Genomic DNA, 25,842 nt, shown 5'->3' with positions numbered 1-25,842 from the left:
GATGCATCCCTTCCGACCTGCCGACGAGAAAGAGGCGCGCCTGTGGGACGTTGCGGCCACCGTGCCGGATCCCGAGATCCCCGTCATCTCCATCGCGGACCTGGGGATCCTGCGGAAGGTGGCGTTCGACGCCGACACGCCCATCGTGACGATCACCCCGACCTACTCTGGCTGCCCCGCCATGGGGCACATCGCGGCGGACATCGTCGCCGCAGTGAAGGAGGCGGGCTACCCGACCCCCGTCATCAACACGGTGCTTGAGCCAGCCTGGACCACCGACTGGATGACCCCCGAGGGCAAGGCGCAGCTCGAGGAGTACGGCATCGCCCCGCCGCAGGAGCGCCCGCAGAAGCAGGGGATTGTTACCTTGTCGCTTGCCATCAAGTGCCCTCGTTGCGGATCCTTCAACACCCACAAACTCAGCCACTTTGGTTCAACTTCCTGCAAGGCTTTGTACAGCTGCAAGGACTGTCTCGAGCCTTTCGACTACTTTAAGGTGCACTAATGACTGACGCAGTTGCAGTAAAAGACGCCCCCGAGGCCCCCACCAAGAAGCGGGTATCCTTCAACTCGCTCGCCGTCTCGGAGCTTCGCAACCTCACCGACGACTCGGTGGAGGTGACCTTCGAGGTCCCGGCGGACCTGGTGGAGGACTACGACTACATCCCCGGCCAGTACGTGGCCTTGCGCGCCACCATCGACGGCCAGGAGGTGCGCCGCTCCTACTCGATCTGTGACGTCCCGCGCCCCGGCGTCATCCGAGTCGCGATCAAGAAGACCTTCGGCGGGCTCTTCTCCACCTGGGCGAACGAGGAGCTCAAGGTTGGCGACGTCATCGACGTGATGAACCCGCAGGGCGCGTTCACCTCCAAGGTGCACGTCACCGGACTGAACAACCCGGAGGAGGTCGCGGCCCAGGGCTACAAGCACATCGTCGCCTTCGCCGCTGGCTCGGGCATCACCCCGATCATGGCGATCGCGCAGTCCTTCCTGGCTGCCAGCGAGGACAACACCCTCGAGTTGGTCTACGCCAACAAGGGCGCCAGCGACGTCATGTTCGCCGAGGAGCTGGGCGACCTCAAGGACCGCTACCCGAACCGGTTTGCCGCCCACCACGTCCTCTCCCGCGAGAACCGCATCAACCCGCTGTTCACCGGGCGCATCGACCAGGAGAAGCTCCAGACCCTGCTCGACAAGGTGCTCAACGCCAGCAACGTCGACGAGTGGTTCCTCTGCGGCCCCTTCGACCTCGTGCAGCTGTGCCGCGATACCCTCTCCGAGCGCGGCGTCGACCCCTCGCAGGTCCGCTACGAGCTGTTCACCACCGGCGAGAAGCCGGAGAACAACACCGGTCGCCTGATCGTGGTGGACCCGGGCGACGAGGTCTACGAGATCTCCTTCCACCTGGACGGCCTGTCTGGCTCCATCCAGTCCCCAGTCTCCGCGCACGAGACGATCCTCAACGCGGCGCTGCGCTCGCGCCCGGACGTCCCCTACGCCTGCGCCGGCGGCGTGTGCGGCACCTGCCGCGCCAAGGTTACCGAGGGCGAGTTCGAGATGGACGAGAACTACGCGCTGGAGCCGGAGGAAGTCGAGCAGGGATACGTGCTCACCTGCCAGACCCGACCCAAGTCCTCGCACATCAGCGTCGACTTCGACGCCTAGTACCTGCGACCCAGGAGTAAATTCCCGTGATCGAACTATCCATTGATAACGACGTAGCCGTCGTCACGCTCAACAACCCCGGCGCGCTCAACGCTGTCAACGAGCAGGCGCTCGCCGACCTCGCTGGCGCGCTCGACGAGGCCGCGGCCCAGGGCGTGCGCGCGCTCGTCCTCCGCGGCGAGGGCCGCGCCTTTTGCGCTGGCCGCGACATCGCGGGCGTCGATCCCGCCACCGACGACGCGCTCGGCTTCCTCAGCGAGAAGGTCACCCCGGTGCTAAAGAAGATCGCCGAGTTCCCGGCGCCCACCTTCGCCGTCGTCCAAGGCGCCTGCCTCGGCGTCGGCCTGGGCCTGGCCAACTCTGCCGACGTGGTCTACGTCGCAGAGAACGCCAAGATCGGCTCGCCGTTCGCGAACCTCGGCGCCACGCTGGATTCCGGCGGGCATGCCCTCTTCTTCGAGCGCCTCGGCGCCCACCGCGCGATGGACCTGATCGTCACCGGCGAGCTCATCAGCGGCGCACAGGCCGTCTCCGAGGGACTGTTTAGCCGGGCCATCCCGGCCGAGGAGCTCGACGAGTTCACCCGCGCGCAGGCGGCCAAGGCCGCGTGCGGTGCGACCCTCGCGTTCCTGGCCTCGAAGCGGCTCATCGCCAGCCTGCGCGGCGAGCGCCCAGGCCTGTGGGAGTCGATCGACCAGGAAAACCGCGAGCAGGGTGGGCTGTGCACCACCGCCGACTACGCGGAGGGCTTCGCTGCCTTCCAGGAAAAGCGCCGCCCGGTGTTCACCGGCACGAACTAGGAACAAGAAAACTCATAACTTCCAAAGGAGGGACAACTCAATGACCGAAGCGTATCTGGTCTCCGGAAAGCGCACCCCCGTGGGCCGCTATGGCGGCGCGCTGTCCAGCGTGCGCCCCGACGACCTCGCGGCGCTCGTCGTCAAGGCCGTGGTAGAAGACGCGGGCATCGACCCTGTGGCCGTGGACGAGGTCATCCTCGGCAACGCCAACGGCGCGGGCGAGGAAAACCGCAACGTCGCGCGCATGGCCTGGCTCCTAGCCGGCTACCCGGACTCGGTTCCGGGCATCACGGTCAACCGACTGTGTGCCTCCGGCATGTCGGCGATCGCGCTGGCTACGGCGATGGTGAAAAGCGGCGAGGCTGACCTCGTCGTCGCGGGCGGCGTCGAGTCGATGTCGCGCGCGCCGTGGGTGATGGAGAAGCCCGCCACCGCGTTCGCCAAGCCGGGCGAGGTCTTTGACACCTCGATCGGCTGGCGGTTCGTCAACCCGATCTTCAAGGCGCAGGAGAAGACCACCTTTTCCATGCCGGAGACCGCCGAGGAGGTCGCCCGCGTCTGTGGCATCTCTCGCGAGCGCGCCGACCAGTTCGCCGTCGCCTCCCAAGCACGTGCCGCGCAGGCGATCGCCGAGGGCCGCTTCGCCTCCGAGATCGTCCCGGTCGAGGTGAAAGACCGCAAGGGCCGCGTCACCATCGTCGACACCGACGAGGGTCCGCGCGAGACCACCATGGAGGGCCTTGCGCGGCTGCGTCCCGTGGTCGCCGGCGGCAGCGTCGTCACCGCTGGCAACGCTTCTTCGCTTAACGACGGCGCATCCGCGATCATCGTCGCAAGTGAGAAGGCGATCAAGAAGTTTGGCCTAAAGCCTAGGGCGCGGGTCGTCGCATCCGGCACCGCCGGGCTCGCGCCCGAGGTCATGGGGCTCGGCCCCGTGCCCGCGACGAAGAAGGCGCTCGAAAAAGCCGGCTGGGAGATCGACGATGTCGAGGCGGTCGAGCTCAACGAGGCCTTCGCCAGCCAGTCGCTGGCCTGCATGGACCAGCTGGGACTCGACCCGGACAAGGTCAACCGCTGGGGCGGGGCCATCGCGCTCGGCCACCCGCTGGGATCGTCCGGATCGCGGATCACCATCACCCTGCTCAACCGCCTCGAGCAGGAGGGGGTGACCCGCGGCGTGGCCACCATGTGCATCGGCGTCGGCCAGGGCGCGGCTTTGGCGGTGGAGCGTGTCTAGCTTCGACGGCCTCGCATTCGAGGCGCTTCAGGTCACTGAGCGTGGGGATCGGGTCGAGGTCCTCCTTAACCGCCCCGAGGTGAAAAACGCCATCGACGAGCAGATGGTCACCGAGCTCCACGCCGTGTGCGCGGTGCTCGAGCGCGAGCCAAAGGTGCTCATCATCGCGGGCAGGGACGGCATCTTCGCCTCCGGCGCGGACATCGCCCAGCTGCGTGAGCGCCGCCGCGACGACGCGCTGCGCGGGGTGAACTCGGGCATCTTCAGCCGCATCGCGAATCTTCCCATGCCGGTCATTGCGGCGCTCGACGGCTACGCGCTCGGCGGGGGCTCGGAGCTCGCGCTCGCCGCCGACTTCCGCATCGGCGCGCCCGACATCAAGGTCGGCCAGCCCGAGACCGGGCTCGGCATCATGGCCGCGGCCGGGGCCCTGTGGCGGCTGAAGGAGATCGTCGGCGAGCCGCTGGCCAAGGAGATCCTCTTCGCTGGGCGCATCCTTGGTGCCGAGGAAGCGGAGCGCTCCGGCTACGTCAACAGCATCGCCGAGGACGCGCTGGCAGCCGCCCACGAGCTGGCCGACCGCATCGGCAGTCAGGATCCGCTGGCGGTGCGGCTGAGCAAGATGGTCTTCGACATGCCGCGCGACGCCCACCCGCTGGTGGACAACATTGGCCAGGCGATCTGCTTCGAGTCGGAGGCGAAGTTCGACCGCATGCAGAAGTTCCTTGACCGAAAGAACAAGAAGAAATCAACGGAGGAGAAGTAAATGGCGACTACCGCAGTACCCGCCACGATCGGAGTTATGGGCGGCGGCCGCATGGGGGCTGGTATCGCGCACGGGTTCCTCAGCACCGGCGCCCGCGTTATTTGCGTGGATTTCGACCCAGACGGCGCGCGCGCCCGCATCGAGCGCGACATCGACAAGTCCTTCGAGCGCGGAGCGACGGGTGACAAGCAGGACTGGTACGACCGGCTGGAGACCAGCGACTCCGTCGAGGCGCTCGCTGGGCTGGAGCTTGTCATCGAGGCCGTGCCGGAGATCTTCTCTCTGAAGGAAGAGACCTTCCGCAAGATCGCGGAGGTGGCCCCGGGAGCCATCCTCGCGACCAACACCTCGTCGCTGTCGATCACCGACCTTGCGAGCAGCTTCTCCCGCCCGGAGCGGGTTCTCGGCCTGCACTTCTTCAACCCGGTGCCGGCCTCGAAGCTGGTGGAGATCGTCTGGTCTGAGCGCACCGACTCCCAGCTCGTCGACAAGGCAAAGGCATGGGTCGAGGCGCTCGGCAAGACCCCGATCGTGGTCAAGGACTCGCCCGGATTCGCGTCCTCGCGGCTCGGCGTGGTCATAGCGCTGGAAGCCATCCGCATGGTGGAAGAAGGCGTGGCCTCGCCGCGCGACATCGACAACGCGATGGTCCTGGGCTACAAGTTCCCGATCGGGCCGCTCGAGCTCACCGACATCGTCGGCCTCGACGTCCGGCTCGGCATCGCCGAGTACCTCGAGTCGACGCTGGGGGAGCGGTTTGCACCGCCGCAGCTCATGCGCGACATGGTGGCCCGGGGCGAGCTCGGCCGCAAGTCGGGCAAGGGCTTCTACGACTACAGCGAGAAGTAGCAGGTAAGCAACAAACGAAAGGGCCCGCCTCCTCTATTAGCTAAGGAGGCGAGCCCATAACCGCCACGCCGCTATACGATCGCGTTGGTGATGCGCACCGTGCAGAGCCTGTCGCCCTGCTCGTTGGTAATGAGCACCTCGTGGCTCGTGATCCGCTTACCCAGCCGGATCGGCGTGGCGGTGGCGGTGATAAGCCCCTCGGAAGAGGACTGGTGGTGGGTGGCGTTGATGTCCACCCCCACGGCCTTCTTGCCCAGGGTGGAGGCGTGAATCACCGCGGCCCAGCTGCCGACGGCCTCGCCGAGGGCGGCCAGCGCCCCGCCGTGGAGCAGCCCGAACGACTGGCGGTTGCCCTCCACCGGCATCGTCGCCACCACCTTTTCTACTGATTCTTTGACGATCTGGACGCCCATCTTTTTGTCCAGCTCGCCCAGCACGATCTTCCAGGTCACAGGAAACTCCTCTCTCAAAATGTGATCTACGCTATACTCTAGCAAATAACTGACCGACCGTTCGTTAAATTAGTGTCATGAAATCTACGGCGTGACACGCACAGAAAGGACTGACCCACGATGATCCCAAGCTTTGTGTACGGAAGCTGGCACACCGCCGAAGACACCGCGCCGAATGCTGTGCCCGTTGTCGACGCCTTCACCGGCGAGGAGATCGCCCGCATCTCCTCCGCCGGGGTCGACTTCCAGAAGGTCGTCGACTACGGCCGCACGGTGGGGCAGAAGTCACTCGGCGAGCTGACCATCCACGAGCGCGCGCTCAAGCTCAAGGAGCTGGCCAACTACCTCACCGAGCACAAGGGCGAGCTCTACGAGCTCTCGTACGCCACCGGCGCCACCAAGCGCGACAGCTGGATCGACATCGACGGCGGCATCGGCACGATGTTTACCTACTCCTCCAAGGGCCGCCGCGAGCTGCCCAACGCCAACGTCATCTTGGACGGCCCCACCGAGGTCTTGAGCAAGGACGGCAGCTTCCTCGGCACCCACATCTACACCCGCCTGCCCGGTGTGGCGGTGCAGATCAACGCCTTCAACTTCCCCGTCTGGGGCATGCTGGAGAAGTTCGCCCCGGCGTTCATCGCGGGCGTGCCCACCATCGTCAAGCCCGCCACTCCCACCGGCTACCTCGCCGTGCGCTGCGTGGAGATCATGCTGGACTCCGGCATCCTGCCGGAGGGCTCCCTGCAGATCATCTCCGGCTCCGCGGGCGATCTGCTCAGCCGCCTCGACTACCGTGACCACGTCGCCTTCACCGGCTCCGCCTCAACCGCGCTCAAGCTGGAGCAGGCGAGCCTTTCCACCGGCGTGCGCTTCAGTGCCGAGGCCGACTCCCTCAACGCCGCCATCTTGGGTCTCGACGTCGACGAGGAGTCCCCAGAGTACCAGGCCTACATCCGCGCGCTGTTCGGCGAGATCAGCGCGAAGGCTGGCCAGAAGTGCACCGCCATCCGCCGCGCCATCGTCCCCGCCCCGCTCGTGGACAAGGTCATCGCCTCCCTTTCGGAGATGATCGAAAAGAAGGTTGTTCTCGGCGACCCGCGCGACGAAAAGACCACGATGGGCCCGCTCGCCTCGCCGGAGCAGTTCGAGGAGGTCTCCAAGGCGGTTGCTTCGCTTATCGACGCCGGAGCGGTGGCTCACCACCCGAACATTGCGCAGGTGGAGGGCGTGTTCGCCCCTGTCATCCTCACCGCCTCCGAGAAGATGCATGACGTGGAGGCCTTCGGCCCGGTCCTGTCGGTCGTTGGCTACGAGACCACCAGCGAGGCCATCGAGCTAGCCCAGCGCGGTAAGGGCTCGCTGGTCGCCACCGTGTGCACCCACGACCCCGAGCTGGCAAGCGAGTTTGCCATGGGCATCGCCGCCCACCACGGCCGCCTGCACTACCTCGACCGCGAGGACGCCAAGACCTCCACCGGCCACGGCTCCCCGCTGCCGCACCTCATCCACGGCGGCCCGGGCCGCGCCGGCGGCGGCGAGGAGCTCGGCGGCATCCGCGGCGTCAAGCACCTCATGCAGCGCACCGCAATCCAGGGCACGCCCACCCACCTCACCGCCATCACCGGCGTCTGGCACCGCGGCGCGCCCACCAACACCGACGGCCACCCCTTCCGCAAGGACCTAGCCCACCTCAAGCTGGGCGACCAGCTGCGCTCCGAGCTGCGCAAGGTTACCCTCGAGGAAATCCTCGAGTTCGCAAAGAAGACCGGCGACACCTTCTACGCCCACACTGACGAGGAGGCGGCGACCGCCAACCCGTTCTTCCCGCGCCGGGTGGCACACGGCTACCTCTTGGTCTCCTGGGCCGCGGGCCTGTTTGTCGAGCCCGCGCCGGGCCCGGTGCTGGCCAACTACGGCCTAGAGAACCTGCGCTTTATCACCCCGGTCACCTACGACGACTCCATCCGCGTCGAGCTGACCGCCAAGAAGATCACCCCGCGCGTGACCGACGAGTACGGCGAGGTCGTCTGGGACACCGTCATCTACAACCAAAACGACGAGATCGTGGCCACCTACGACGTGCTCACCCTCGTGGAGAAGGTTGAGAAGACCTACGTCTAGGCAGCTGGCTTAGGGCGGGGCGCTCACCGATCAGGGAGCGCCCCGCCCCATTCTTATGCCCCGCACCTATGCTGGGAAACCATGAGCAGCTTCGTGGGCATCGACATCGTGCACATCCCCACCTTCGCCGAGCAGCTGGCCCTGTCCGGCTCCCGCTTCGCGGACGTGTTCAGCCCCCGCGAGCTGCGGGTGGCCGGGACCAAGCCGAACCGCGAGGAACACCTGGCAGGCCGCTGGGCGGCGAAGGAGGCCTTCATCAAGGCCTGGTCGCAGGCCTACTACGGGCGCCCGCCGCTCGTCGAGCCGGACCGGGTGGACTGGGCCGAGATCGAGGTGGTCCCCGACCGGTGGGGCAGGACCCTCATCATGCCACGCGGGGTGATCTTGGAAACGAGCGGGATCGAGGAGGTTCAGGTGAGCGTCAGCCACGACGGCGACTACGCCACGGCGGTGTGCATCCTAGAACGTCCCTAGCGTAGGGGCCTCCCGCTAGCCGGTGGCCACCGCGAACAGGTAGGCCACGATCATGCGCTTGATCTCCGCGACCGTGGAGTTGAAGGTGTCCTCGTCCTTCGCGGAGGTCACCGCGTAGTTGAGCAGCGAGACCACGGTGTGGATGAGCAGCCCGGCCATAGAGCGACGCTCCTCGGCGGGCACGAGGGGCGCCAGAGGCTCGAGCACGGTGGCCAACACGTCGAGCATGGGGCGCTCGGTGTCGGCGGCGGTGGCGCGGGTAGCGGGGGTCGCCTGGACCGCGTGCCACACGGCGCGCCGGGAGGGATCCGCCCGCCACATGGAGGCGAGGTGGTCGATGAGCTCGTCGAGGAAGTCGGGCCACTGCAAGGCGGGGACGAGGTCGGCGAAGCGGCCCAGCTCGCCGATAGTGGAGGCGGTGTCCTCGCGGTCGAGCTCGCAGATGAGCACGTACTTGTTGGCGAAGAACTGGTACAGCGTGCCGATGGGCACCTCGGCGCGCTTGGCCACCTCGTCGAAGGTGAAGGACTCGAAGCCCACGTCGACGAGGACGGCGCGCGCGGCGCCTAGGATGCGGGAGTAGCGCTCCCTCGAACGCTGCTGGGCAGGCCGACGGCGGGGCAGGAGGATCTCCTGTCCCTGCATGTCGGCGGGCTCGGCGGGCATTGTTACTTGCTCAGCTCCTTGAGCACGCGGGCGACGTGGCCGGTGGCGCGCACGTTGTAAAGTGCCAGCCCGATGCTGCCGTCGGCCTCGACGAGGAAGGTGGAGCGGATAACGCCCTGGACGACCTTGCCGTAGTTCTTCTTCTCGCCGAAGGCGCCGTAGGCCTTGAGCACCTCCTTGTCCGGGTCGGAAAGAAGGGGGAAGTTGAGGCCGTGGTCCTCGCGGAACTTCGCCAGCTTCTCGGGCTTGTCGGGGGAGATGCCCACGACGTCGATGCCGAGGTCGTTGAGCTGGGTGATGGAGTCCCTGAAGTCGCAGGCCTCCTTCGTGCAGCCCGGGGTGTTCGCCCGCGGGTAGAAGTAGACGACCACGCGCTTGCCGGCGTAATCGTAAAGCGAGGTGGTGCCGCCGGAATCGTTAGCGAGGCTAAACTCCGGGGCGGGGGATCCAACTTCCAGGCGCACGTTTTCAGTCATGCCTACAACAATAGCCAACCTCCCCGACCCGCCGGGGAGGTCGGCGCGGTCGGGGGCACGCGAAACAGCGGCCAAAACATCCCGGTTGCGTGTGCGCGGCGTAAAGGAGAGGGTAAGCTGGTACGCAAACCGCGCGTTTTCGCGCTTGAATGAAGCTTTAGATACATAGGGAGATCTACCCGTGGCACGCAGTATTGATGATATCCAGCGCGACATCGAGCGCACCCGCCGCCAGCTGGCCAGCACCCTGGACGAGATCGCGGACCGCAGCAAGCCGCAGAACCTCGTCGAGGACGCCAAGTCCCAGGCCACTACCAAGCTGCAGGATCCGAAGGTGCAGAAGATCCTGGCCGGCGTCGGCGCCGCTGTGGTCACCCTCGTCGCGCTCGGCATCGTCCGCTCGACCAAGAAGCGCAAGGAGCTCAAGGAGATCCAGCGCCTTCTCGCCAACCGCTAGCAAAAAGAATAAGAGCTCACCGCGATGGTGAGCTCTTTCGCTTGTCGACGCCTTCGGCGCCCGGTCCCTACGCCGCGGCGACCTCGGCGCCGGCCGCGGCCATCTCCTCGAGCGCCGCCGCGCCCGTCTTTTCGTCGACCGGCGAGCACAGGTCGCTGAGCACGCGCACCTTGAGGCCTTCCTTTAACCCGTCGAGGACGGTTGCGCGCACGCAGTAGTCGGTGGCGATGCCGGCGACGTCGATGTCCTCGACGTCGTGGTTGCGCAGCCAGTTGCTGAAGCTGATGCCGTCCAACGTAAATCCCTCGAAGCCGGAGTAGGCGGCGGTGTACTGGCCCTTGAAGAAGGCCTCGTCGAACTCGGTGCCCTCGAGCGCCTCGTGCAGGCTCGCGCCCTCGGAGTTGGCGACGCAGTGCACCGGCCACGAGGAGGTGAAGTTGGGCTCGGGATGGAAGTGGGAGCCTGGCTCGATGTGCCAGTCCTGCGTAGAAATGACGAAGTCGTAGTCTGCTCGGTGGGTGGCGATGAATTCCGCGATGCCCGCGGCCACGGCGTCACCGCGCGCGGTCGCGAGACTTCCGCCGGGGCAGAAGTCGTTTTGTACATCGACAATCACAAGTGCTCGCATACCTTCGGGATTTTACCCGCGGAATGTGAACGGGGGAATAATATGAATCAACGCCCGCGCGTATGCCTACCCCTCTTCGGGAATGGCGGCGCTGGCCTTGGTCGTCGAGAAGCGAAAAACCCTCCGCCAGCTTCCGCCGGAGGAGGGGAGATTGTGCGCCATCAGGGACTCGAACCCCGAACCCACTGATTAAGAGTCAGTTGCTCTACCAATTGAGCTAATGGCGCAGCGTGCGCACGAAAATAAAAAACCCAGACGGCGAAACCATCTGGTTTTTCATGCTGTGCGCCATCAGGGACTCGAACCCCGAACCCACTGATTAAGAGTCAGTTGCTCTACCAATTGAGCTAATGGCGCTTACCGCTGCCCGTGCAGGCTGGCCTGCCGTTCAACGAAGAAAAATATAACTCACCAAGGGTCGCATTGTAAAATCACCTGCTCACGAGCCATTTTGCCGCGCCGAAGCGCCTCGGCGCCCGCCGGGGTGGGGGAGGGGCGGGGGTATCGTGTCGCGGCCGGTGCTTAGTGTAACGAAAGTGAGTGTCAAAGGGATGGTCCTAAGGGTGCAGGCCGCGCCCCGACCACGGTTCCGCGGAAGTCATATAACAGTTAGGCAACGAGTTGCCTTGCGGATGCGGGATTCACAGGTTGGGGTCGTAGGATAGCACCTACGTCCTTCAGGCGGTTCATTTTTAATGTGGCGTATTGCGCAATGCGAAAAGAGATCATGCTGTGGTGAGCAAAAAGACGACGGTGACGGCAGTGGTTATGTCACTGTCGTTACTTCTGTGCGGGTGCACTATTGATAGGGGAGATTCCAGCGGCGGGAAGACCATCGCCGCTAATGCGGAGGCCACGGCCGACCAGCTCATGGCGCCGGTGGCCAGCGTTTCCGACGGTGAAAAGGACGTGAGCCCCGCGACGGAGGTCGTAGTCAAGTCGCTGGGTGACGGGCTCGACTCCGTCACCATGACCAACGAGAACGGCAAGGAAGTCGAGGCCGAGATGGCCTCGGACGGCAAGAGCTGGAAGACTACGGAGCAGCTCGGCTACAGCCGCACCTACACCATCGAGGCGAAGGACAAGAACGGCGAGTCGTCAACGACCACCTTCAAGACCATGTCGCCCGCCCAGACCGAGGGCGTGGCGCTCTCGCCGCTGCCCGACTCGACGGTGGGCGTGGGCCAGGTCATCGCCTTCCGCTTCGACGTGGCGATCCAGGACCGGCAGGCAGTCCAGGATGCCATCGACATCGAGACCAGCCCGCATGTTGACGGCGCCTTTTACTGGATCAACGCCAACGAGCTGCGCTGGCGCCCTGAGAACTATTGGGACCCGGGCACCGAGGTGTCGGTCAAGGCCGACCTGTACGGCGTCAACCTGGGCGGCGGGGTCTACGGCTCGGATAACAACGAGACCAACTTCACCATCGGCGACAAGGTCGAGGCCATCGCGGACGACAACACCAAGCAGATGACGGTGTACAAGAACGGTGAGGCCGTGAAGACCATGCCGATCTCCATGGGTGCTAACCAGTGGCCCACCCCGAACGGCGTGTACACCATCGGTGACCTCTACCCGGACCTCATCATGGACTCGACCACCTACGGCCTCTCGCTGAACAACGGCGGCTACCGCACCAACGTGAAGTACGCCTCCCAGATGTCGTACTCGGGCATCTACGTCCACGCCGCCCCATGGTCGGTGTGGGCCCAGGGCTCGCAGGACACCTCGCACGGCTGCATCAACGTCTCCACCGAGAATGCGAAGTGGTTCCAGGACTTTGTTAAGCGCGGCGACATCGTCACCGTGAAGAACACCATCGGCGGCACCCTCGACGGCACCGAGGGGCTCGGCGACTGGAACATCCCGTGGGAGACCTGGAAGGCCGGCAACGTAGACGGCTAGTGGGTAGTGGGTAGTGGGGTTGACCCACTAGCTAATAGGACAAACAGGGACCGGCGGCGGAGAAATCCGCCGCCGGTTTTTTGATGCCGCGACCCCCCTTGACAGATACCCATAGGGGGTATAGGTTTGAACGTGTTGGGGCCGAGAAGGCCAAAGAATAACCCGAGAGGATTTCATCATGAGCACCGATTCCACCTTCGATTCCCGCGTCTTCGACGTCACCGGCATGACCTGCGGCCACTGCAAGGCGGCCGTCGAGGAGGAGGTCGGTGCCGTGAAGGGCGTCAACCTCGTCGTCGCAACACCCGCGACCGGTAAGGTCGTGGTCGAGGGAACAAACATCAACGAGGCCGAGGTACGCGCAGCCCTCGCCGAGGCCGGCTACCAGGTGGTCTAAATGACGCAGCCAACCCAGAACTTCGTACACATCGACCTCGGCGTCACGGGCATGACCTGCACGTCCTGCTCGGCGCGCGTGGAGCGCAAGCTCAACAAGCTCGACGGGGTCAACGCCAGCGTCAACTTCGCCACGGAGTCCGCTAGCGTCGAGTACGACCCGGCGACCGTCGACGAGGACAAGCTCATCGGCACCGTCCGCGCGGCCGGATACGACGCTTTCTCGCTCGCCGCGAAGAAGTCGGACCAGCAAGCCGTAGGCGTCGACAAGCAAGAAAGCGCTCAGGATCAGATCGATGCCGCCCGCGAGGCGGAGGCCGAGGACCTCAAGCACCGGCTGATCATCTCGACGCTGCTGTCGCTTCCCGTGCTGCTCATCAGCATGATCCCGGCGCTGCAATTTACCAATTGGCAGTGGGCGCTGCTCACGCTGGCTACTCCGGTGTACTTCTGGGGCGGCGCGCCCTTCCACAAGGCGACGTGGGCCAACCTCAAGCACGGCTCGTTCACCATGGACACGCTGGTGTCGATGGGCACGACCGCCGCCTACCTATGGAGCCTGTGGGCGCTGTTCATCGGCAACGCGGGCATGCCGGGCATGAAGATGTCCATGCACCTTTTGCCCACCGAGTCCACCATGGACGAGCTCTACCTCGAGTCAGCGTCCGTGGTCATCTCCTTCCTGCTGCTCGGCCGCTGGTTCGAGACCCGCGCGAAGGGGCAGTCCTCGGCGGCGCTGCGCGCACTGCTGTCCATGGGGGCCAAGGAGGCGACCCTGCTGCGCGACGGCAAGGAGACCCGCGTGCCCGCGGACTCCCTGCAGGTCGGCGACACCTTCGTCGTGCGCCCCGGTGAGAAGATCGCCACCGACGGCGTGATCACCGAGGGGCAGTCGGCCATCGACGAGTCCATGCTCACCGGCGAGTCTGTGCCGGTCGAGGTGGTCGCGGGCGACAAGGTCACCGGCGCCACGCTGAACACCTCCGGGCGCCTGATCGTGAAGGCCTCGCGCGTCGGCTCGGACACTACGCTTGCGCAGATGGCCAAGCTGGTCACCGACGCGCAGTCGCGCAAGGCCCCGGTGCAGAAGCTGGTGGACAAGATCTCGCAGGTCTTCGTGCCCGTGGTCATCGCGATCGCCGTGCTCGCCTTCCTCGGCCACTACTTCATCGGCGGCTCGGGGCTGGCTCCCGCCTTCACCGCGGCCGTGGCCGTCCTCATCATCGCCTGCCCGTGTGCCCTCGGCCTTGCCACCCCGACCGCCCTGCTCGTGGGCACCGGCCGCGGCGCCCAGCTCGGCCTGCTCATCAAGGGCCCGGAGGTGCTCGAGTCGACGAAGAAGGTCGACACGATCGTCATGGACAAGACCGGCACCGTCACCACCGGCATCATGTCGCTTGTCGACGTCGCCACAGGCGGGCTGCCCAAGGACGAGGCCCTGCGGCTTGCCGCCGCGGTGGAGCAGGCCTCCGAGCACCCCATCGCCAAGGCCATCGTGAAGGGCGCGCAGGCCCTTCCCGGCGAGGCGGGCATCCCCGCGGTCGACGACTTCGAAAACCTCGCGGGCCTCGGCGTCCGCGGCGTGGTCGACGGCAAGCAGGTGCGCGTGGGCCGCCCGACGGTCGCCCTCGAGGGCGCGCTGAAGGACGCCTTCGACGCCGCCCGCGCCCAGGGCGCCACCCCGGTGGTGCTCAACGTCGACGACGTCCCCGCGGCCGTGGTCACCGTGGCGGATACCCCGAAGGAGACCTCCGCGGCAGCCATCAAGGCGCTGCGCGAGCTGGGGCTCGAGCCCTGGCTGCTGACCGGCGACAACCCGGACGCCGCCCGCCACGTCGCGGAGAAGGTGGGCATCGACCCGAGCAACGTCGTGGCCGAGGTCCTGCCCGAGGACAAGGTCACCCAGGTGATGAAGCTCCAGGGCGAGGGCAAGAACGTGGCCATGGTCGGCGACGGCGTTAACGACGCGGCCGCGCTCGCCCAGGCCGACCTGGGACTGGCCATGGGCGCTGGCACCGACGTGGCCATCGAGGCCTCGGACATCACGCTGATGAACTCCGACCTGCTCTCGGCGGTCAACGCCATCCGGCTGTCCCGCCGGACACTGGGAACCATCAAGGGCAACCTCTTCTGGGCGTTCATCTACAACGTGCTGCTCGTCCCGATCGCCGCCTTCGGCCTGCTCAACCCGATGCTCGCCGGCATCGCTATGGCGTTCTCTTCGGTGTTCGTTGTGTCCAACTCGTTGCGACTGCGCGGGTTCAAGCCGTGGCGCGGCTAGCAAGCAGGTAGATTGAGAGTCTAGGAAAGGAAAAGCGATGTCTGAGAACACCCCCGCCGAGGCCGCCCACGAGCAGAGCCACCACGGCTACATCTCCGAGAAGGAGCGCTACCTCATGCGGCTCAAGCGCGTAGAGGGCCAGATCCGCGGCATCCAGCGGATGATCGACGAGGACAAGTACTGCATCGACATCTTGACCCAGGTCTCCGCCGCCCAGTCGGCCCTGCGCAACGTCGCGCTCGGACTGCTGGATGACCACATGCGCCACTGCGTGCGCAACGCCGCCATCGAGGGCGGCGAGGTGGCCGACCAGAAGTTCAAGGAAGTCTCCGACGCGGTCGCCCGCTTCGCCCGCTAAACACGCTGCTAGTCAACCCCGTGCGGTCAGATGCCGCCCGGGGTTTTGCTTTTGCTTGTCGACGCCTTCGGTTTCCTAGCCGCGGCCCCGCAGCGCGGGCGCCACGACGAAGACCACGGCAGCGAGCGCGATTCCGACCATGACCGCGGCACCCGCGTAGACCGCCTGGAAGCCCTCGATCATCGTGTCGGTGCGGACGGACGCGGCGGTGAGCACCGCGATGCCGAGCGTCGAACCCAGCTGGTGCGCGGTGTTGACCATGCCGCTGGCCGCGCCCGCGTCCTCGGACGCCGCGCCGTGCACGCCGACGTTGGTCAAGGGCCCAAATGCGATGCCCTGCCCAATACCGATGAACAGCATCGGGCCGAGGACATCGGCGAGGTAGGACGCGCCGCCGCTGGCGAAGGCCAGCCAGCCAAGACCCGCGAGCACGAACAGCAGCCCGGCGGCGATGAGCGGCGCCATCCCCACCCGCGCGGCCAGCCTCGTCACGCGGGGGGAGAAGAGGAACTGCAGCAGCGTCATCGGCACGAACCCGAGCGCCGCCTGCAGCGGGGTCCAGCCGAGGTAGTCCTGGAAGAGCTGGGTGCTAAAGAAGAACCCGATCATGGAGCCGGCGAACAGCAGGCGCGCGACCGCGGCACCCGCGCGCACCGGGCTGTCGAACAGCCGCAGCGGCATGATCGGCTGGGTGGCCTTCGGGCCCGACCCCCGGAAAGTAGACACGGGGGATGTGATCAGGAAGCAGATCTCAGCGTAACAGGACATTGCTCTTCAAACACTGCTGGAGCGAGATACCCGCACCAGGAATGCCGACGCGTGGTGTTGTAGCGGGTACACCAGCGGAAAACATCTCGCCGGCACTGCAACTGATTGGCAAACGTCTTCGCGTCCTGGAGGACCTCACGCTTCAACGCGGCGTTGAAGGACTCCGCCAGGGCGTTATCAGCGCTGCTGCCGATCGCGCGGATCGACTGCCAGATCCCCAGCGTTGTGCACGTCTGTTGGAACGCATGGGAAGTGTAGACACTGCCATGGTCCGAGTGAAAAATTGCGTCGTCGAGACTTCCGCGCTGGCCCTTGGCCATCACCAGGGCGTCCTGGACCAGGGAAGTACGCATGTGATCGGCGACCGCGAAGCCTACCAGCCGGCGGGAGAAACAGTCGATGACCGTGGCCAGGTACATATTCGACCCGTCCGCGATCGGCAGGTACGTGATATCGCCGACGTAGACCTGGTTCGGTGCCGGGGCGGTGAACTTCCTTCCCACGAGATCGGGGAATACCGGCTTCTTTCCCTCGGACACCGTGGTGGTGACCTTGCGTTTCTTCGAGTAGCGAACCAGCTGCAACGAGCGCATGATCCGGGCGACTTTCTTGTGATTGACCGGACTGCCGGGCGAGTCGTCGTTGAGTTGCGCCGTGATGCGTTTGGAGCCGTAGCAGCCGCGTTCTGCGCCGAACACGGCCTTGACCCGTGCGCCGAGGATCGCGTCGCCCAGCAGGCGTTGTGTCCTGGCGGAGGAGGTGTTTGTCCATTTGTAGTACGAGGACCGGTTGAGTTTCAGAACCTCACATAACCGCTTGACCGAATGGCTGTTCTTGGCGTCGTCAACGAACTGGAAGCGGATCACCAGGTCGTCTCTTCCGCAAAATATTTCGCGGCCTTGCGCAGAATGTCGCGCTCTTCCTTCAGTCGGGCGTTTTCCCGTTCCAGCTGGCGGATACGTTCGGCATCGGTCACCGATGTCGGGGTCTGCGAGGCGGCCTCGGTGCTGGTGGTGGTGCGGGCGCCGGTGCCATATTTGCGGACCCAGATCTGGAGGGTGTTGCGGTTGACGCCGAGTTCGGCGGCGAGGGCGTTGATCGATACGCCGGGGGAATTCTCGTAGAGGGCGACCGCGTCGCGGCGGAATTCCTCGGTGTAGGTCTTGCTGGGCATGGTGGCAGGTTACCTTTCTTCCCCGGCAGAAAGCCGGGTTGTCGGGTGTCTACCAAACAGGGGTCAGGTCCGACCTCACCGGGAGGCGCGTAGTGACCGAACTGAACGATGGCCTGGTCATCGGCGTCATTACGGTCGACAAACGGAGCTGACCCCATCTGGACCGGCCGGGGATCGGTGACCAGATCACCGTCCTGGAAGAAGACAACAAAACCGCTGGTGTCCTCCTGCTCCCCCGCGGGCTGGGTGGTGCCGGTCAATCCAAGCCAGCTGATGTGATCACAGGCATCATAGTGGTTGTCGGTGATCTCGAAACGGAACGGTTCATCACCCGTAGTCGGGATCTCACCGGTGTCGAGATACTTCGCGAACGCGGTATCCTCCGGAGTCTGATCATTGCACGGGAGGGGTTCTCATTCGACGGGGAGGAACATGCCACCAGTCCGGCCGTGGTCAGCGCCACCGTGGCATCGCGGTCAACCTCTGGTAACTCGACCTCGCCGACGCGGGTGTCTATGACATGTTGTGCCGCGCCGACGCCGTGGGGGTGTTCCAGGTGGAGTCCCGCGCTCAGATGTCCACCCTGCCACGCCTGAAACCACGGACCTTCTTCGACCTGGTGGTGGAGGTCGCCCTCATCCGCCCCGGCCCCATCCAGGGCGGATCCGTCCACCCCTACCTGCGCCGACGCGGCGGCGAGGAGCCCGTCACCTATGACCATCCCGTCCTGGAGAAATCCCTGGGCAAGACCCTCGGCATCCCGCTGTTCCAGGAACAGATCATGCAGATCGCCGTCGATGCCGCCGGATTCACCGGCGGGGAGGCGGATGCTTTACGACGCGCCATGGGCTCCAAACGTTCCCCCACCCGCATGGCGGCGCTACGGTCGCGTTTCTACCAGGGACTTGCCGACACCCACGGGATCACCGGGGACACCGCCGACAAACTGTGGAACAAGATGGTGGCGTTCGCCGCCTATGGTTTCCCCGAATCCCACTCTCAGTCGTTTGCCACCCTGGTGTACTTCTCCGCATGGTTCAAACACCACTACCCGGCTGAATTCTGCGCAGGCCTGCTCCGCGCCCAACCGATGGGGTTCTACTCCCCGCAGTCCCTCATCGCCGATGCCCGCCGCCACGGCATCACGATCCTGCCCATCAGCATCAACGAGTCCGGCGTCCAGGCCGATGCCCCCGACGGTCATATTCGCCTCGGCCTGGACCTGGTGAAAGGACTGGGGGAGGACGCCACCCGCCGCATCGCGGAGCATGCCCCGTACGCTTCCATCCCGGATCTGTCGCGCCGGGCTGACCTGGGCGTGGCCCACATCGAGGCCCTCGCCCGCGCCGGGGCACTGGACTGCCTGGGGGTGGGTCGTCGAGAAGCTCTGTGGCAGGCGGGGATCGCCGCCACCGAACGCCCCGGGATGCTACCTGGAATCTCTGCGATCGAGGCGCCAGCCCTGCCCGGTATGAGTGCCTTCGAGCTGATGGCCACCAGCATCGCGGCCACCGGGGTCACCCCTGATGCCCAACCCATGGCCCTGCTGCGCGCCCACCTGGAATCCCTCGGTGTCGTGCCCGCGGACCGGCTGCTCACCGATGTGGCGGACGGCACCCGCGTGCGGATCGCCGGGGTGGTCACCCACCGACAGCGTCCCCAGACCGCCTCCGGGGTGACTTTCCTCGGCCTGGAGGATGAGACCGGCCTGATGAACGTCATGGTCTCACCCGGGTTGTGGGACCGGCAGCGGGTGCTGGCCCGCACCGCGAAAACGCTGATCGTCCGCGGGATTGTGCAGAATGCCACCGGGGCGGTGAATGTGGTGGCGGACAAATTGGAGCCCCTGTCTGTCGGGGAGTGGCTCAGCAGGGGTTCGCGCGATTTCCGGTAGAGGGTCGGGGCGTCGACAAGCTCCCTACACGAGGTAGACACTGATCAGGGTCATGGACACCACCGCGCCGACCAGGTAGTTCAACCAGAGGAAGACCTTCCAACCACGGTTGGCGCTCTCACAGGTGTCATCGGTGATATTCCAGAAACGGCCCGCATTGAGCACATAGGTCACCGCGGCGATGCCGACGATCCACGCGGGCGAGGGCAGCAGGAACACCAGGGCGGCTGCGGCTAGGTAGAGCACTGTGGCCAGTCGGGCGGCACCGCGGGCGCCCATGGCGGTGGCGATGGAGGACAAACCGGCCTCGCGGTCGGCGCGCACATCCTGCACTGCCCCGAGGATCTGGCTGGCCATGCCCCACAGGAAGAACGACCCCAGGGCGAGCCACATCGCGGTGGAGATGTCGGCACCTGTGATGGTCGCACCGACCAGCGCCGGGGAGGTGAAGTGGGTGGAGGAGGTGATCGCGTCCAGCAGGGGACGTTCCTTGAACCGCAGGCCCGCCGCGGAATAGGCGATGACCGCGAACACTGAGATGGTCAACCACAGCGCAGACATCCAGGTGCCGGCGGCGTAGAGGACCACCAGGAAGGGGATGGTGGTGATCGCCGAGGCCCACAGGAGGGTGGGGTGGTACTTCTTCGACACCACGGCACCCTCGACCCCACCCTTACGGGGGTTGCGGATATCCGATTCATAGTCGAAGACATCATTGATCCCGTACATCGCGATGTTGTACGGGATGAGGAAGAAGACCACCCCCACCCAGAACAGCCAGTCCATGCTGCCGCCCCCGAGGAGGTAGGCCAGGCAGTAGGGGAAGGCGGTGTTGACCCAGCTGATGGGGCGGGAGGAGGAGAACACCACACGGATTGTGTCCATCACAATGAGTTATGCCCTTTCAGCGTCAGAAGATGTGTCGGTTTCTGCGATGTCCCTGTTCCTGCGCCACAGATTGCCCGGCAACCAGATCGCGGGGATCAGCAGGGCAGCGAACAGCGGATAGAAGAGGTCCTCGATCGGGATGAGAACGATCCAGATGCCGAGATGCTGGGTGTCGCCGTACCCGAAGAAATCGGCCCACACCATGATGTTGTCGAAGATGATCGTCAACACGAACAGGATGAGGGTGGTGAGCAGGGTGACCCAGGTGATCTTCCTGGTGCCGTTGGCCCGCTTGAACACGAAGGCCACCAGTGCGAACACCAGGAAGGGGATGCTCATCAGGACATAGGTCATGCTCGGGCCTCCCCGGTAGGTGCTGCAGCATCGGCGGGCTGGGTGGTACCCCCCCGCTGCTCAGGCAGCGGGGTTTTCAACACCAGGCTGACCGCGGAGGTCAGATTCAGGGTGAGGTAACACAGGAAGAACAGGAAGAACAGCTCCTCAATCGGCATGTGGGGAGCTAAATCGATGCCCGTCATATAGGGGGAATCACCACGGTAGAAGGTGCCGGTGATAATGCCGAGCACATCCCACAGCAGGAATCCGACATAGGTAACACCGATCGCCAGGGCGGCACGGGGTGCGTTGCGGAAGAAGCCGAGCTTCCACCGGTGGTCACATAACACCATGCAGCCGATGAAGACGATCAGCGAACCCAGATAGATGAAGGACATCAGGAAATCAGTCACGTATTTACCCTACTGATCTGGCAGCATTGGGCACCGGCTCCGGCAGGGGACCGGGGGTGGTGTCGGCATGCAGCCGCTTGAGGATGTTCTCCGCTGAGATCAGGCACATGGGGATACCCACACCCGGCACGGTGGTCGCACCGGCGTAGAAGAGGGTGTCGATCTTGCGTGACTTGTTGCGTCCGCGCAGAAACGCGGACTGAGCCAGGGTGTGCGCCGGGCCCAGCGCGCTGCCGAGCCAGGAGTGGTAGCGGCGCTCGAAGTCGGCCGGGCCGAGGGTGCGCTTGACGACGATCCGCTCCCGCAGGTCCTTAATCCCGGCCTGGGCTGCGATCTGGTTGATGGCGTGTTCGGCGATGGCCTCCACCGTGGCGGAGGCCTCCGGCAGGTAGGCATCCCCGTGACCAATGCTGCTGGTGGCCTTGGTGGGCACGAGGATGAACAGGTTCTCATGTCCCTCCGGTGCCACACCGTCCTCGGAGGCGGACGGCATGGAGACGTAGATCGATTCCGAGGCGTTTGAGGGGCGGGTGGCCTGCGGGCCGTCGAAGACCACGGCGAAGTCATCGGTCCAGTCCTCGCTGAAGAACAGGTTGTGGTGGTCCAGCTGCTCCAACTTGCCCTTGACACCCAGATAGACCAGCACCGCACCGATGCCGGGGTTGCGGGTGGACCAGTAGCGCTCCGGGTAGGTACGCAACTTCTTCGGCAGGAGGTTGTTCTCGGTATGGTGGAGATCACCCGCGGAGACCACGATGTCCGCCGGGATCTTCGCCAGCTCACCGTCGTGCAGAACACTGACATCGGTAGTGATGGTCTTGCCACCGACCTTGGCGGTATTGATGGAGATGGCCTCGGTGGACAGACGGAAGTTCACACCGTGTTCGATGGCGAGCTTGTGCAGCGCGGTGACCACCGCCGTGAACCCGCCGATCGGGTATTTCACACCCTGCACCAGGTCGGTGTGGCTCATCAGGTGGTACATCGACGGGGTGCCCTCGGGGCGGGAGGACAGGAACACCGCCGGGTAGGTGAGGATCTGTCGCAGGATGGGGTTCTCGAATTGGCTGTTGACATAGGATTCAAGTGAACGGGTCAGCAGGGAGGCCAGGCGGCCGGCACGGCTGAGCACATCCCTGTGCAGCAGGGGGCCGAGTTCGGAGAAGGTGTTGTAGAGGAAACGGTCGATGGCGATGTTGTAGGCATCCTCCGCCCCGTCGAGATAGGTCAGCAGTTTCGCACCGGCACCCGGTTCGATCGATTCGAACAGGGCGGCGGCCTCCTCACGACCGGTGGGCACATCCACCGTGGCCGTATTCCCGGAGAACACCCGGTAACCCGGGGTCAGATCCACCAGGTCCAAGTGATCCTCGGTCGTTGTACCGAACAGGGCGAAGAAGTGGTCGAAGGCCTCGGGCATGAGATACCAGGACGGTCCGGTGTCCCAGCGGAAACCGTCGAAACCGTCGATCTCCAGGGAGCCGGCGCGGCCACCCACATTGGCATTCTTCTCCACAATGGTGACATCCCAACCATCGCGGCCCAGGAGAGCAGCGGTGGCAAGTCCTGCCACGCCGGCACCGATGACTACTGCTGAACCAACCCTGTTGTTTCCGGTCATGCCTGTTGCTTCTTTCTGTAGATGCTCATGGACAGGCCTTTCATGGTGGCCCTGCCCAGAATCATGAGTTTGGTGGTGACGGGGATACTGATGCGCTCCTCCAGTAGTTTCGCTGCCGGGGTCTGCTCGATCCGGTCGGTGAGACCCTCAAACAACAGGGCGGCTGCGATCACACCGATCCGCGCCTGCACCGGCAGTGCCGGGTAGGTGCGTTCGGCAGTGGCCAGATCCCCCCGAATATCGGTGATGAGCTGCTGTTTCTGCGGCTCGGTCAGTGCCCCGGTGGTGGTGCCGGGGAAGTAGGTGCGTCCCAGTTCCTGCTGATCCTCGGCCAGATCACGCAGGAAGTTGATCTTCTGGAAGGCGGCCCCCAGGGCACGGGCTCCTTCCCGCATGCGCTGTTGACGGGCGGCGCTGACCGGCTGGCCCTGGTTGAACACACTCAGGCACAACAATCCGATGACCTCTGCGGAACCGTAGACATAGGCCTCGAAACTACCCGGGTCGTGTTCACTGGCCGTCAGATCCCGACGCATGGAGGCGAAGAACGCCACCACGTGTTCATCCTGGAAATCGCAGCGCCTCGCGGTGTCGCCGTAGGCCTGGAGGACCAGATCGGTGTGGAAATGCTGCGCGGGCGCGGCGAGGACGGCGGCCTCGTAGTCGTCGAGAAGCGTGCCCAGTTCGGCTGGGGTGTACCCGGCGGCCAGCGCGGTGCCGTCGACGATCTCGTCGGCGATGCGCACCACGGAGTACAGGTTGCGGATGTCCCGGCGGATCTGCGGCGACAACATCAGGGTGGCCATGCTGAAGCTGGTGGAATACCGCTTGATTACCTGGTGGGAGGCCTTAACCGCCACCCTGTTGTACAGCCCCAGTGCACTGTTGAGAAAGGATGCCGACCGGTTGGTCAGCTGATGCTGCGTCATACCTCTACGAACTCCTCAGTGCGGGGGTTGTGTGCGGCGCGTTCCTTGTTGGCGGCCACGGAATCCTCGTGCTTCTGGGAAGTAAGTTTAGACGGCCACCAGACCTTCGGCCCGATATCGTAGAACAATGCCGGCACCAGGAAGGCACGGACCAGGAAGGTGTCAATGAGCACACCGAAGGCCACGATGAATGCGATCTGGGCGAGGAACAGGATCGGGATGACGTACAGCGCTGCGAAGGTGGAGGCCAGGACCAGTCCGGCGGAGGTGATGACACCACCGGTGACAGCCAGCCCACGCAGGATGCCCTCCCTTGTGCCATGCCTGACGGTCTCCTCCCGCACGCGGGTGGCCAGGAAGATGTTGTAGTCGATGCCCAGGGCTACCAGGAACACGAACCCGTAGAGCGGGACGGCCGGGTCCGCACCGGGAAAGTCGAAGACGGTGTTGAACAGCAGCGCGGAAACACCGATGGCCGTGCCGAAGGAGATCACGGTGGTGATGATGAGCAGCACCGGGGCCACGATGGACCGCAGTAGGAGCATGAGAATCACCAGGATCACCACCAGCACGAGCGGGATGATCAGGGTGCGGTCCTGGATGGAGGCGTCATTGGTATCCAGGGCGGTGGCGGTCACACCACCGACCAGGGCATCGATGTTCTCATCGGCGAAGGTGGCCCGCAGGTCACGGATACTGTTCTGTGCCTCCTGGGAATCCGGTGCATCAACCAGGGTGGCCTGGATGAGGACCTGCCCGTCCACCACGGTCGGGGCAGGTGCGGGACCGGGGCCCATGGGTGCGATCCCGTCCTCGGTGAGCGGGGCGGAACCGGCCGGGGATTCAGTACTGGAGACCGTGACACCGTCGAAGCTGTCATCGGAGAGCAGCACCTGGGCAACCTGTTGCAGGTTGGTCTCATCGGTGAGCACGTAGGCGGGGCTGCCGGCACCACCGGGGAAATGCTCACCGAGGGCCTCCTGGCCGTCGCGGGCCTCGGAGGCGCCGAGGATCAGATCGGACTGAGAGACACCGTCGGCCTTGAGAGTCGGCACGAAGGCGGCGCCGGCGAGCAGGACGATAAGGGTGGATACCCAGATGGCGCGGGGATGGTTCTTCACCAGGCGTGCCACCTTGGTCCAGATACCCTTGGAAGGCATGCCGCCCTCCTGGCGGACCACCTCGGGTTCATACGCGGGGCGCTTCGGCCAGAAGGCCACACGACCGAACACGAACAGCAGGGCGGGCAGCAGAGTCAGGGCGGCGAGCATGGCGAAGATGATGCCGATGGAGGCGACCGGCCCCAGGGTGGAGTTGGATTTCAGGTCACTGAACAGCAGGCACAGCAGACCCGCGATGACGGTACTGCCCGAGGCCAGCACTGGTTCGATGGTGGCGCGGATGGCCTTGAGAGTGGCCGTGGCCTTATCCCGGTACTGGCGCAGTTCCTCGCGGTAGCGGGCCACATACAGCAGTGAGTAGTCGGTGGCTGCACCGATGACCAGGATGAACAGGATGCCCTGGGTCTGGCCGGACAGCAGCAGGATCTCCCACTTGGCCAGCCACCACACCACCAGCAGTGCGGCGGTCAGGGCGAAGATACTGGTGGTCAGCACGGCGATCGGCAGGATGAAGGAACGGTAGACGAACACGAGGATCACCAACACCGCCGCGAGGGCGACTGCCAGCAGAAGCCCGTCGATGCCGGCGAACGCAGCGCCGAGGTCGGCGCTGAACCCGGCCGGTCCGGTGACATAGGTGGCCACGTTGTCCGGTGTCTGGTCGCTCAGCGTCTCAGAGAGCTTGTCGACGACATCTGCCACTGCCTCACCACTGTCAATGGGTACGAACGCCTGGACTGCCAGACCGTCCTCGGACGGAATGGCCGGGGACACATCCTCGCCGACTCCCTCCAGGTCGGTCAAACCGGCGACCACGGTATTAAGTTCTGCGATCTCCTGATCGGTGAGGGGTTCATCACCGACCATGACCACCACTGCCGGGATGGAATCAGAGTCACTGAATTCACCCAGCTGCTGCTGCACCTGCGTGGCATCAGAGGACTCGGGCAGGTAGGCGGTCTGGTCATTGGAGGAGACCTCACCGACCTTGCCGAAGTAGGGGCCGCCGACCCCGGCGGCAGCGAGCCAGATGAGGATCAGGACCGCGGGGAGGAGGATCCGGACCCAACGCGCAGGCCCGGTTTTCCGGGGCGTGGCGCCCTGAACCGGATCGGGGGGTGTGGTGATGCGAGTAGACATGGTGGTCGTTTCCGTTTCACA

The 25,842-nt window shown here is 65.1% G+C and carries 25 protein-coding genes, 2 tRNA genes and 1 pseudogene; 14 read left to right on the top strand and 14 right to left on the bottom strand.

Going from position 1 to position 25,842, the window contains the following annotated elements; all coding sequences use genetic code 11:
• The first annotated feature begins 1 nt into the window (after position 1).
• Genes paaD through B843_RS10525 form a run of 6 tightly spaced genes read left to right on the top strand, consistent with a single transcriptional unit; the run spans position 2 to position 5,317 of the window.
• A complete protein-coding gene (gene paaD / locus B843_RS10550) occupies positions 2-505 on the top strand; it encodes a 1,2-phenylacetyl-CoA epoxidase subunit PaaD (protein WP_034651581.1) in 504 nt (167 codons plus the stop codon).
• On the top strand, positions 505-1,665 hold the full coding sequence (gene paaE / locus B843_RS10545; RefSeq protein WP_025253466.1) for a 1,2-phenylacetyl-CoA epoxidase subunit PaaE: 1,161 nt from the start codon (positions 505-507) through the stop codon (positions 1,663-1,665). The genes paaD and paaE overlap by 1 nt, the downstream gene beginning before the upstream one ends.
• Positions 1,666-1,691: 26 nt before the next feature.
• A complete protein-coding gene (locus B843_RS10540; RefSeq protein WP_025253465.1) occupies positions 1,692-2,465 on the top strand; it encodes an enoyl-CoA hydratase/isomerase family protein in 774 nt (257 codons plus the stop codon).
• Positions 2,466-2,505: 40 nt separating this feature from the next.
• Positions 2,506-3,702: a thiolase family protein gene (locus tag B843_RS10535; RefSeq protein ID WP_025253464.1), complete on the top strand. Its 1,197-nt coding sequence runs from the start codon at positions 2,506-2,508 to the stop codon at positions 3,700-3,702.
• Positions 3,695-4,468, top strand: a complete 774-nt coding sequence (locus tag B843_RS10530; protein WP_025253463.1) for an enoyl-CoA hydratase/isomerase family protein — start codon at positions 3,695-3,697, stop codon at positions 4,466-4,468. The genes B843_RS10535 and B843_RS10530 overlap by 8 nt, the downstream gene beginning before the upstream one ends.
• Positions 4,469-5,317 carry a 3-hydroxyacyl-CoA dehydrogenase family protein gene (locus B843_RS10525; RefSeq protein ID WP_025253462.1) on the top strand — a complete coding sequence of 283 codons (849 nt, stop codon included), beginning with the start codon at positions 4,469-4,471 and terminating at the stop codon, positions 5,315-5,317.
• Positions 5,318-5,388: 71 nt separating this feature from the next.
• Here B843_RS10525 and B843_RS10520 read toward each other — a convergent pair whose 3' ends face one another.
• A complete protein-coding gene (locus B843_RS10520; RefSeq protein WP_081751654.1) occupies positions 5,389-5,730 on the bottom strand; it encodes a PaaI family thioesterase in 342 nt (113 codons plus the stop codon).
• A gap of 159 nt (positions 5,731-5,889) precedes the next feature.
• On the opposite strand from B843_RS10520, the gene paaZ reads away from it, so the two are divergent.
• The gene (gene paaZ / locus B843_RS10515; protein ID WP_025253461.1) at positions 5,890-7,893 is read left to right on the top strand and encodes a phenylacetic acid degradation bifunctional protein PaaZ; all 2,004 of its coding nucleotides are present in this window, start codon (positions 5,890-5,892) and stop codon (positions 7,891-7,893) included.
• Between the two features lie 81 nt (positions 7,894-7,974).
• The gene (gene acpS, locus B843_RS10510; RefSeq protein WP_025253460.1) at positions 7,975-8,367 is read left to right on the top strand and encodes a holo-ACP synthase AcpS; all 393 of its coding nucleotides are present in this window, start codon (positions 7,975-7,977) and stop codon (positions 8,365-8,367) included.
• Between the two features lie 15 nt (positions 8,368-8,382).
• On the opposite strand, the gene B843_RS10505 is transcribed toward acpS, so the two are convergent.
• Both B843_RS10505 and bcp read right to left on the bottom strand, forming a co-directional pair.
• A complete protein-coding gene (locus B843_RS10505; RefSeq protein ID WP_025253459.1) occupies positions 8,383-9,033 on the bottom strand; it encodes a TetR/AcrR family transcriptional regulator in 651 nt (216 codons plus the stop codon).
• A gap of 2 nt (positions 9,034-9,035) precedes the next feature.
• A complete protein-coding gene (bcp, locus tag B843_RS10500; protein ID WP_025253458.1) occupies positions 9,036-9,509 on the bottom strand; it encodes a thioredoxin-dependent thiol peroxidase in 474 nt (157 codons plus the stop codon).
• Positions 9,510-9,690: 181 nt separating this feature from the next.
• Between bcp and B843_RS10495 the strand changes: the two genes are divergently transcribed.
• Positions 9,691-9,966, top strand: coding sequence for a DUF3618 domain-containing protein (locus B843_RS10495; RefSeq protein WP_025253457.1), 276 nt, complete (start codon positions 9,691-9,693; stop codon positions 9,964-9,966).
• 67 nt (positions 9,967-10,033) lie between these two features.
• Here the strand turns inward: B843_RS10495 and B843_RS10490 are convergent, their stop codons facing one another.
• The 3 genes from B843_RS10490 to B843_RS10480 form a co-directional block, all read right to left on the bottom strand.
• Positions 10,034-10,594 carry an isochorismatase family protein gene (locus B843_RS10490; RefSeq protein WP_025253456.1) on the bottom strand — a complete coding sequence of 187 codons (561 nt, stop codon included), beginning with the start codon at positions 10,592-10,594 and terminating at the stop codon, positions 10,034-10,036.
• 154 nt (positions 10,595-10,748) lie between these two features.
• A tRNA-Lys gene (locus B843_RS10485) sits at positions 10,749-10,821 on the bottom strand.
• A 57-nt stretch (positions 10,822-10,878) separates the two neighbouring features.
• A tRNA-Lys gene (locus tag B843_RS10480) sits at positions 10,879-10,951 on the bottom strand.
• A 411-nt stretch (positions 10,952-11,362) separates the two neighbouring features.
• Here B843_RS10480 and B843_RS10475 point away from each other — a divergent pair.
• From B843_RS10475 to B843_RS10460, 4 genes are all read left to right on the top strand, one after another.
• Complete coding sequence (locus B843_RS10475; protein ID WP_051483498.1) at positions 11,363-12,502, top strand: L,D-transpeptidase; 1,140 nt, start codon at positions 11,363-11,365, stop codon at positions 12,500-12,502.
• 178 nt (positions 12,503-12,680) lie between these two features.
• On the top strand, positions 12,681-12,899 hold the full coding sequence (locus B843_RS14030) for a heavy-metal-associated domain-containing protein (protein ID WP_025253454.1): 219 nt from the start codon (positions 12,681-12,683) through the stop codon (positions 12,897-12,899).
• Positions 12,900-15,179, top strand: a complete 2,280-nt coding sequence (locus tag B843_RS10465) for a heavy metal translocating P-type ATPase (protein ID WP_025253453.1) — start codon at positions 12,900-12,902, stop codon at positions 15,177-15,179.
• A 37-nt stretch (positions 15,180-15,216) separates the two neighbouring features.
• Positions 15,217-15,537: a metal-sensitive transcriptional regulator gene (locus B843_RS10460; RefSeq protein WP_025253452.1), complete on the top strand. Its 321-nt coding sequence runs from the start codon at positions 15,217-15,219 to the stop codon at positions 15,535-15,537.
• Between the two features lie 75 nt (positions 15,538-15,612).
• Here B843_RS10460 and B843_RS10455 read toward each other — a convergent pair whose 3' ends face one another.
• Both B843_RS10455 and B843_RS10450 read right to left on the bottom strand, forming a co-directional pair.
• Positions 15,613-16,263, bottom strand: a complete 651-nt coding sequence (locus B843_RS10455) for an MFS transporter (protein WP_025253451.1) — start codon at positions 16,261-16,263, stop codon at positions 15,613-15,615.
• Positions 16,264-16,274: 11 nt separating this feature from the next.
• A protein-coding gene (locus tag B843_RS10450; RefSeq protein ID WP_169729851.1) for an IS3 family transposase occupies positions 16,275-17,479 on the bottom strand; the annotation gives its coding sequence in 2 pieces (ribosomal slippage) (positions 16,275-17,182 and positions 17,182-17,479; 1,206 coding nt in all).
• A 460-nt stretch (positions 17,480-17,939) separates the two neighbouring features.
• On the opposite strand from B843_RS10450, the pseudogene B843_RS10440 reads away from it, so the two are divergent.
• Positions 17,940-19,373: pseudogene (locus B843_RS10440) on the top strand (helix-hairpin-helix domain-containing protein); the annotation flags it as partial.
• A 24-nt stretch (positions 19,374-19,397) separates the two neighbouring features.
• Here the strand turns inward: B843_RS10440 and B843_RS10435 are convergent.
• From B843_RS10435 to B843_RS10410, 6 genes are read right to left on the bottom strand one after another with little or no spacing between them, the layout of a single operon-like run.
• On the bottom strand, positions 19,398-20,258 hold the full coding sequence (locus tag B843_RS10435) for a prenyltransferase (RefSeq protein ID WP_404825184.1): 861 nt from the start codon (positions 20,256-20,258) through the stop codon (positions 19,398-19,400).
• Between the two features lie 9 nt (positions 20,259-20,267).
• Positions 20,268-20,615: a lycopene cyclase domain-containing protein gene (locus tag B843_RS10430; RefSeq protein WP_025253446.1), complete on the bottom strand. Its 348-nt coding sequence runs from the start codon at positions 20,613-20,615 to the stop codon at positions 20,268-20,270.
• Positions 20,612-20,995: a lycopene cyclase domain-containing protein gene (locus B843_RS10425; RefSeq protein WP_025253445.1), complete on the bottom strand. Its 384-nt coding sequence runs from the start codon at positions 20,993-20,995 to the stop codon at positions 20,612-20,614. Before B843_RS10425 ends, B843_RS10430 begins: the two co-directional genes overlap by 4 nt.
• A gap of 19 nt (positions 20,996-21,014) precedes the next feature.
• On the bottom strand, positions 21,015-22,631 hold the full coding sequence (locus B843_RS10420) for a phytoene desaturase (RefSeq protein ID WP_025253444.1): 1,617 nt from the start codon (positions 22,629-22,631) through the stop codon (positions 21,015-21,017).
• A complete protein-coding gene (locus B843_RS10415; RefSeq protein WP_025253443.1) occupies positions 22,628-23,560 on the bottom strand; it encodes a phytoene/squalene synthase family protein in 933 nt (310 codons plus the stop codon). The genes B843_RS10420 and B843_RS10415 overlap by 4 nt, the downstream gene beginning before the upstream one ends.
• On the bottom strand, positions 23,557-25,821 hold the full coding sequence (locus B843_RS10410; protein ID WP_025253442.1) for an MMPL family transporter: 2,265 nt from the start codon (positions 25,819-25,821) through the stop codon (positions 23,557-23,559). Before B843_RS10410 ends, B843_RS10415 begins: the two co-directional genes overlap by 4 nt.
• Positions 25,822-25,842 lie beyond the last annotated feature (21 nt).

This window comes from Corynebacterium vitaeruminis DSM 20294, from assembly GCF_000550805.1.
Taxonomy (GTDB): Bacteria; Actinomycetota; Actinomycetes; order Mycobacteriales; family Mycobacteriaceae; genus Corynebacterium; species Corynebacterium vitaeruminis.
Note: the sequence above shows the minus strand (reverse complement) of the source record. Positions and strands in the feature narration are given on the sequence as shown.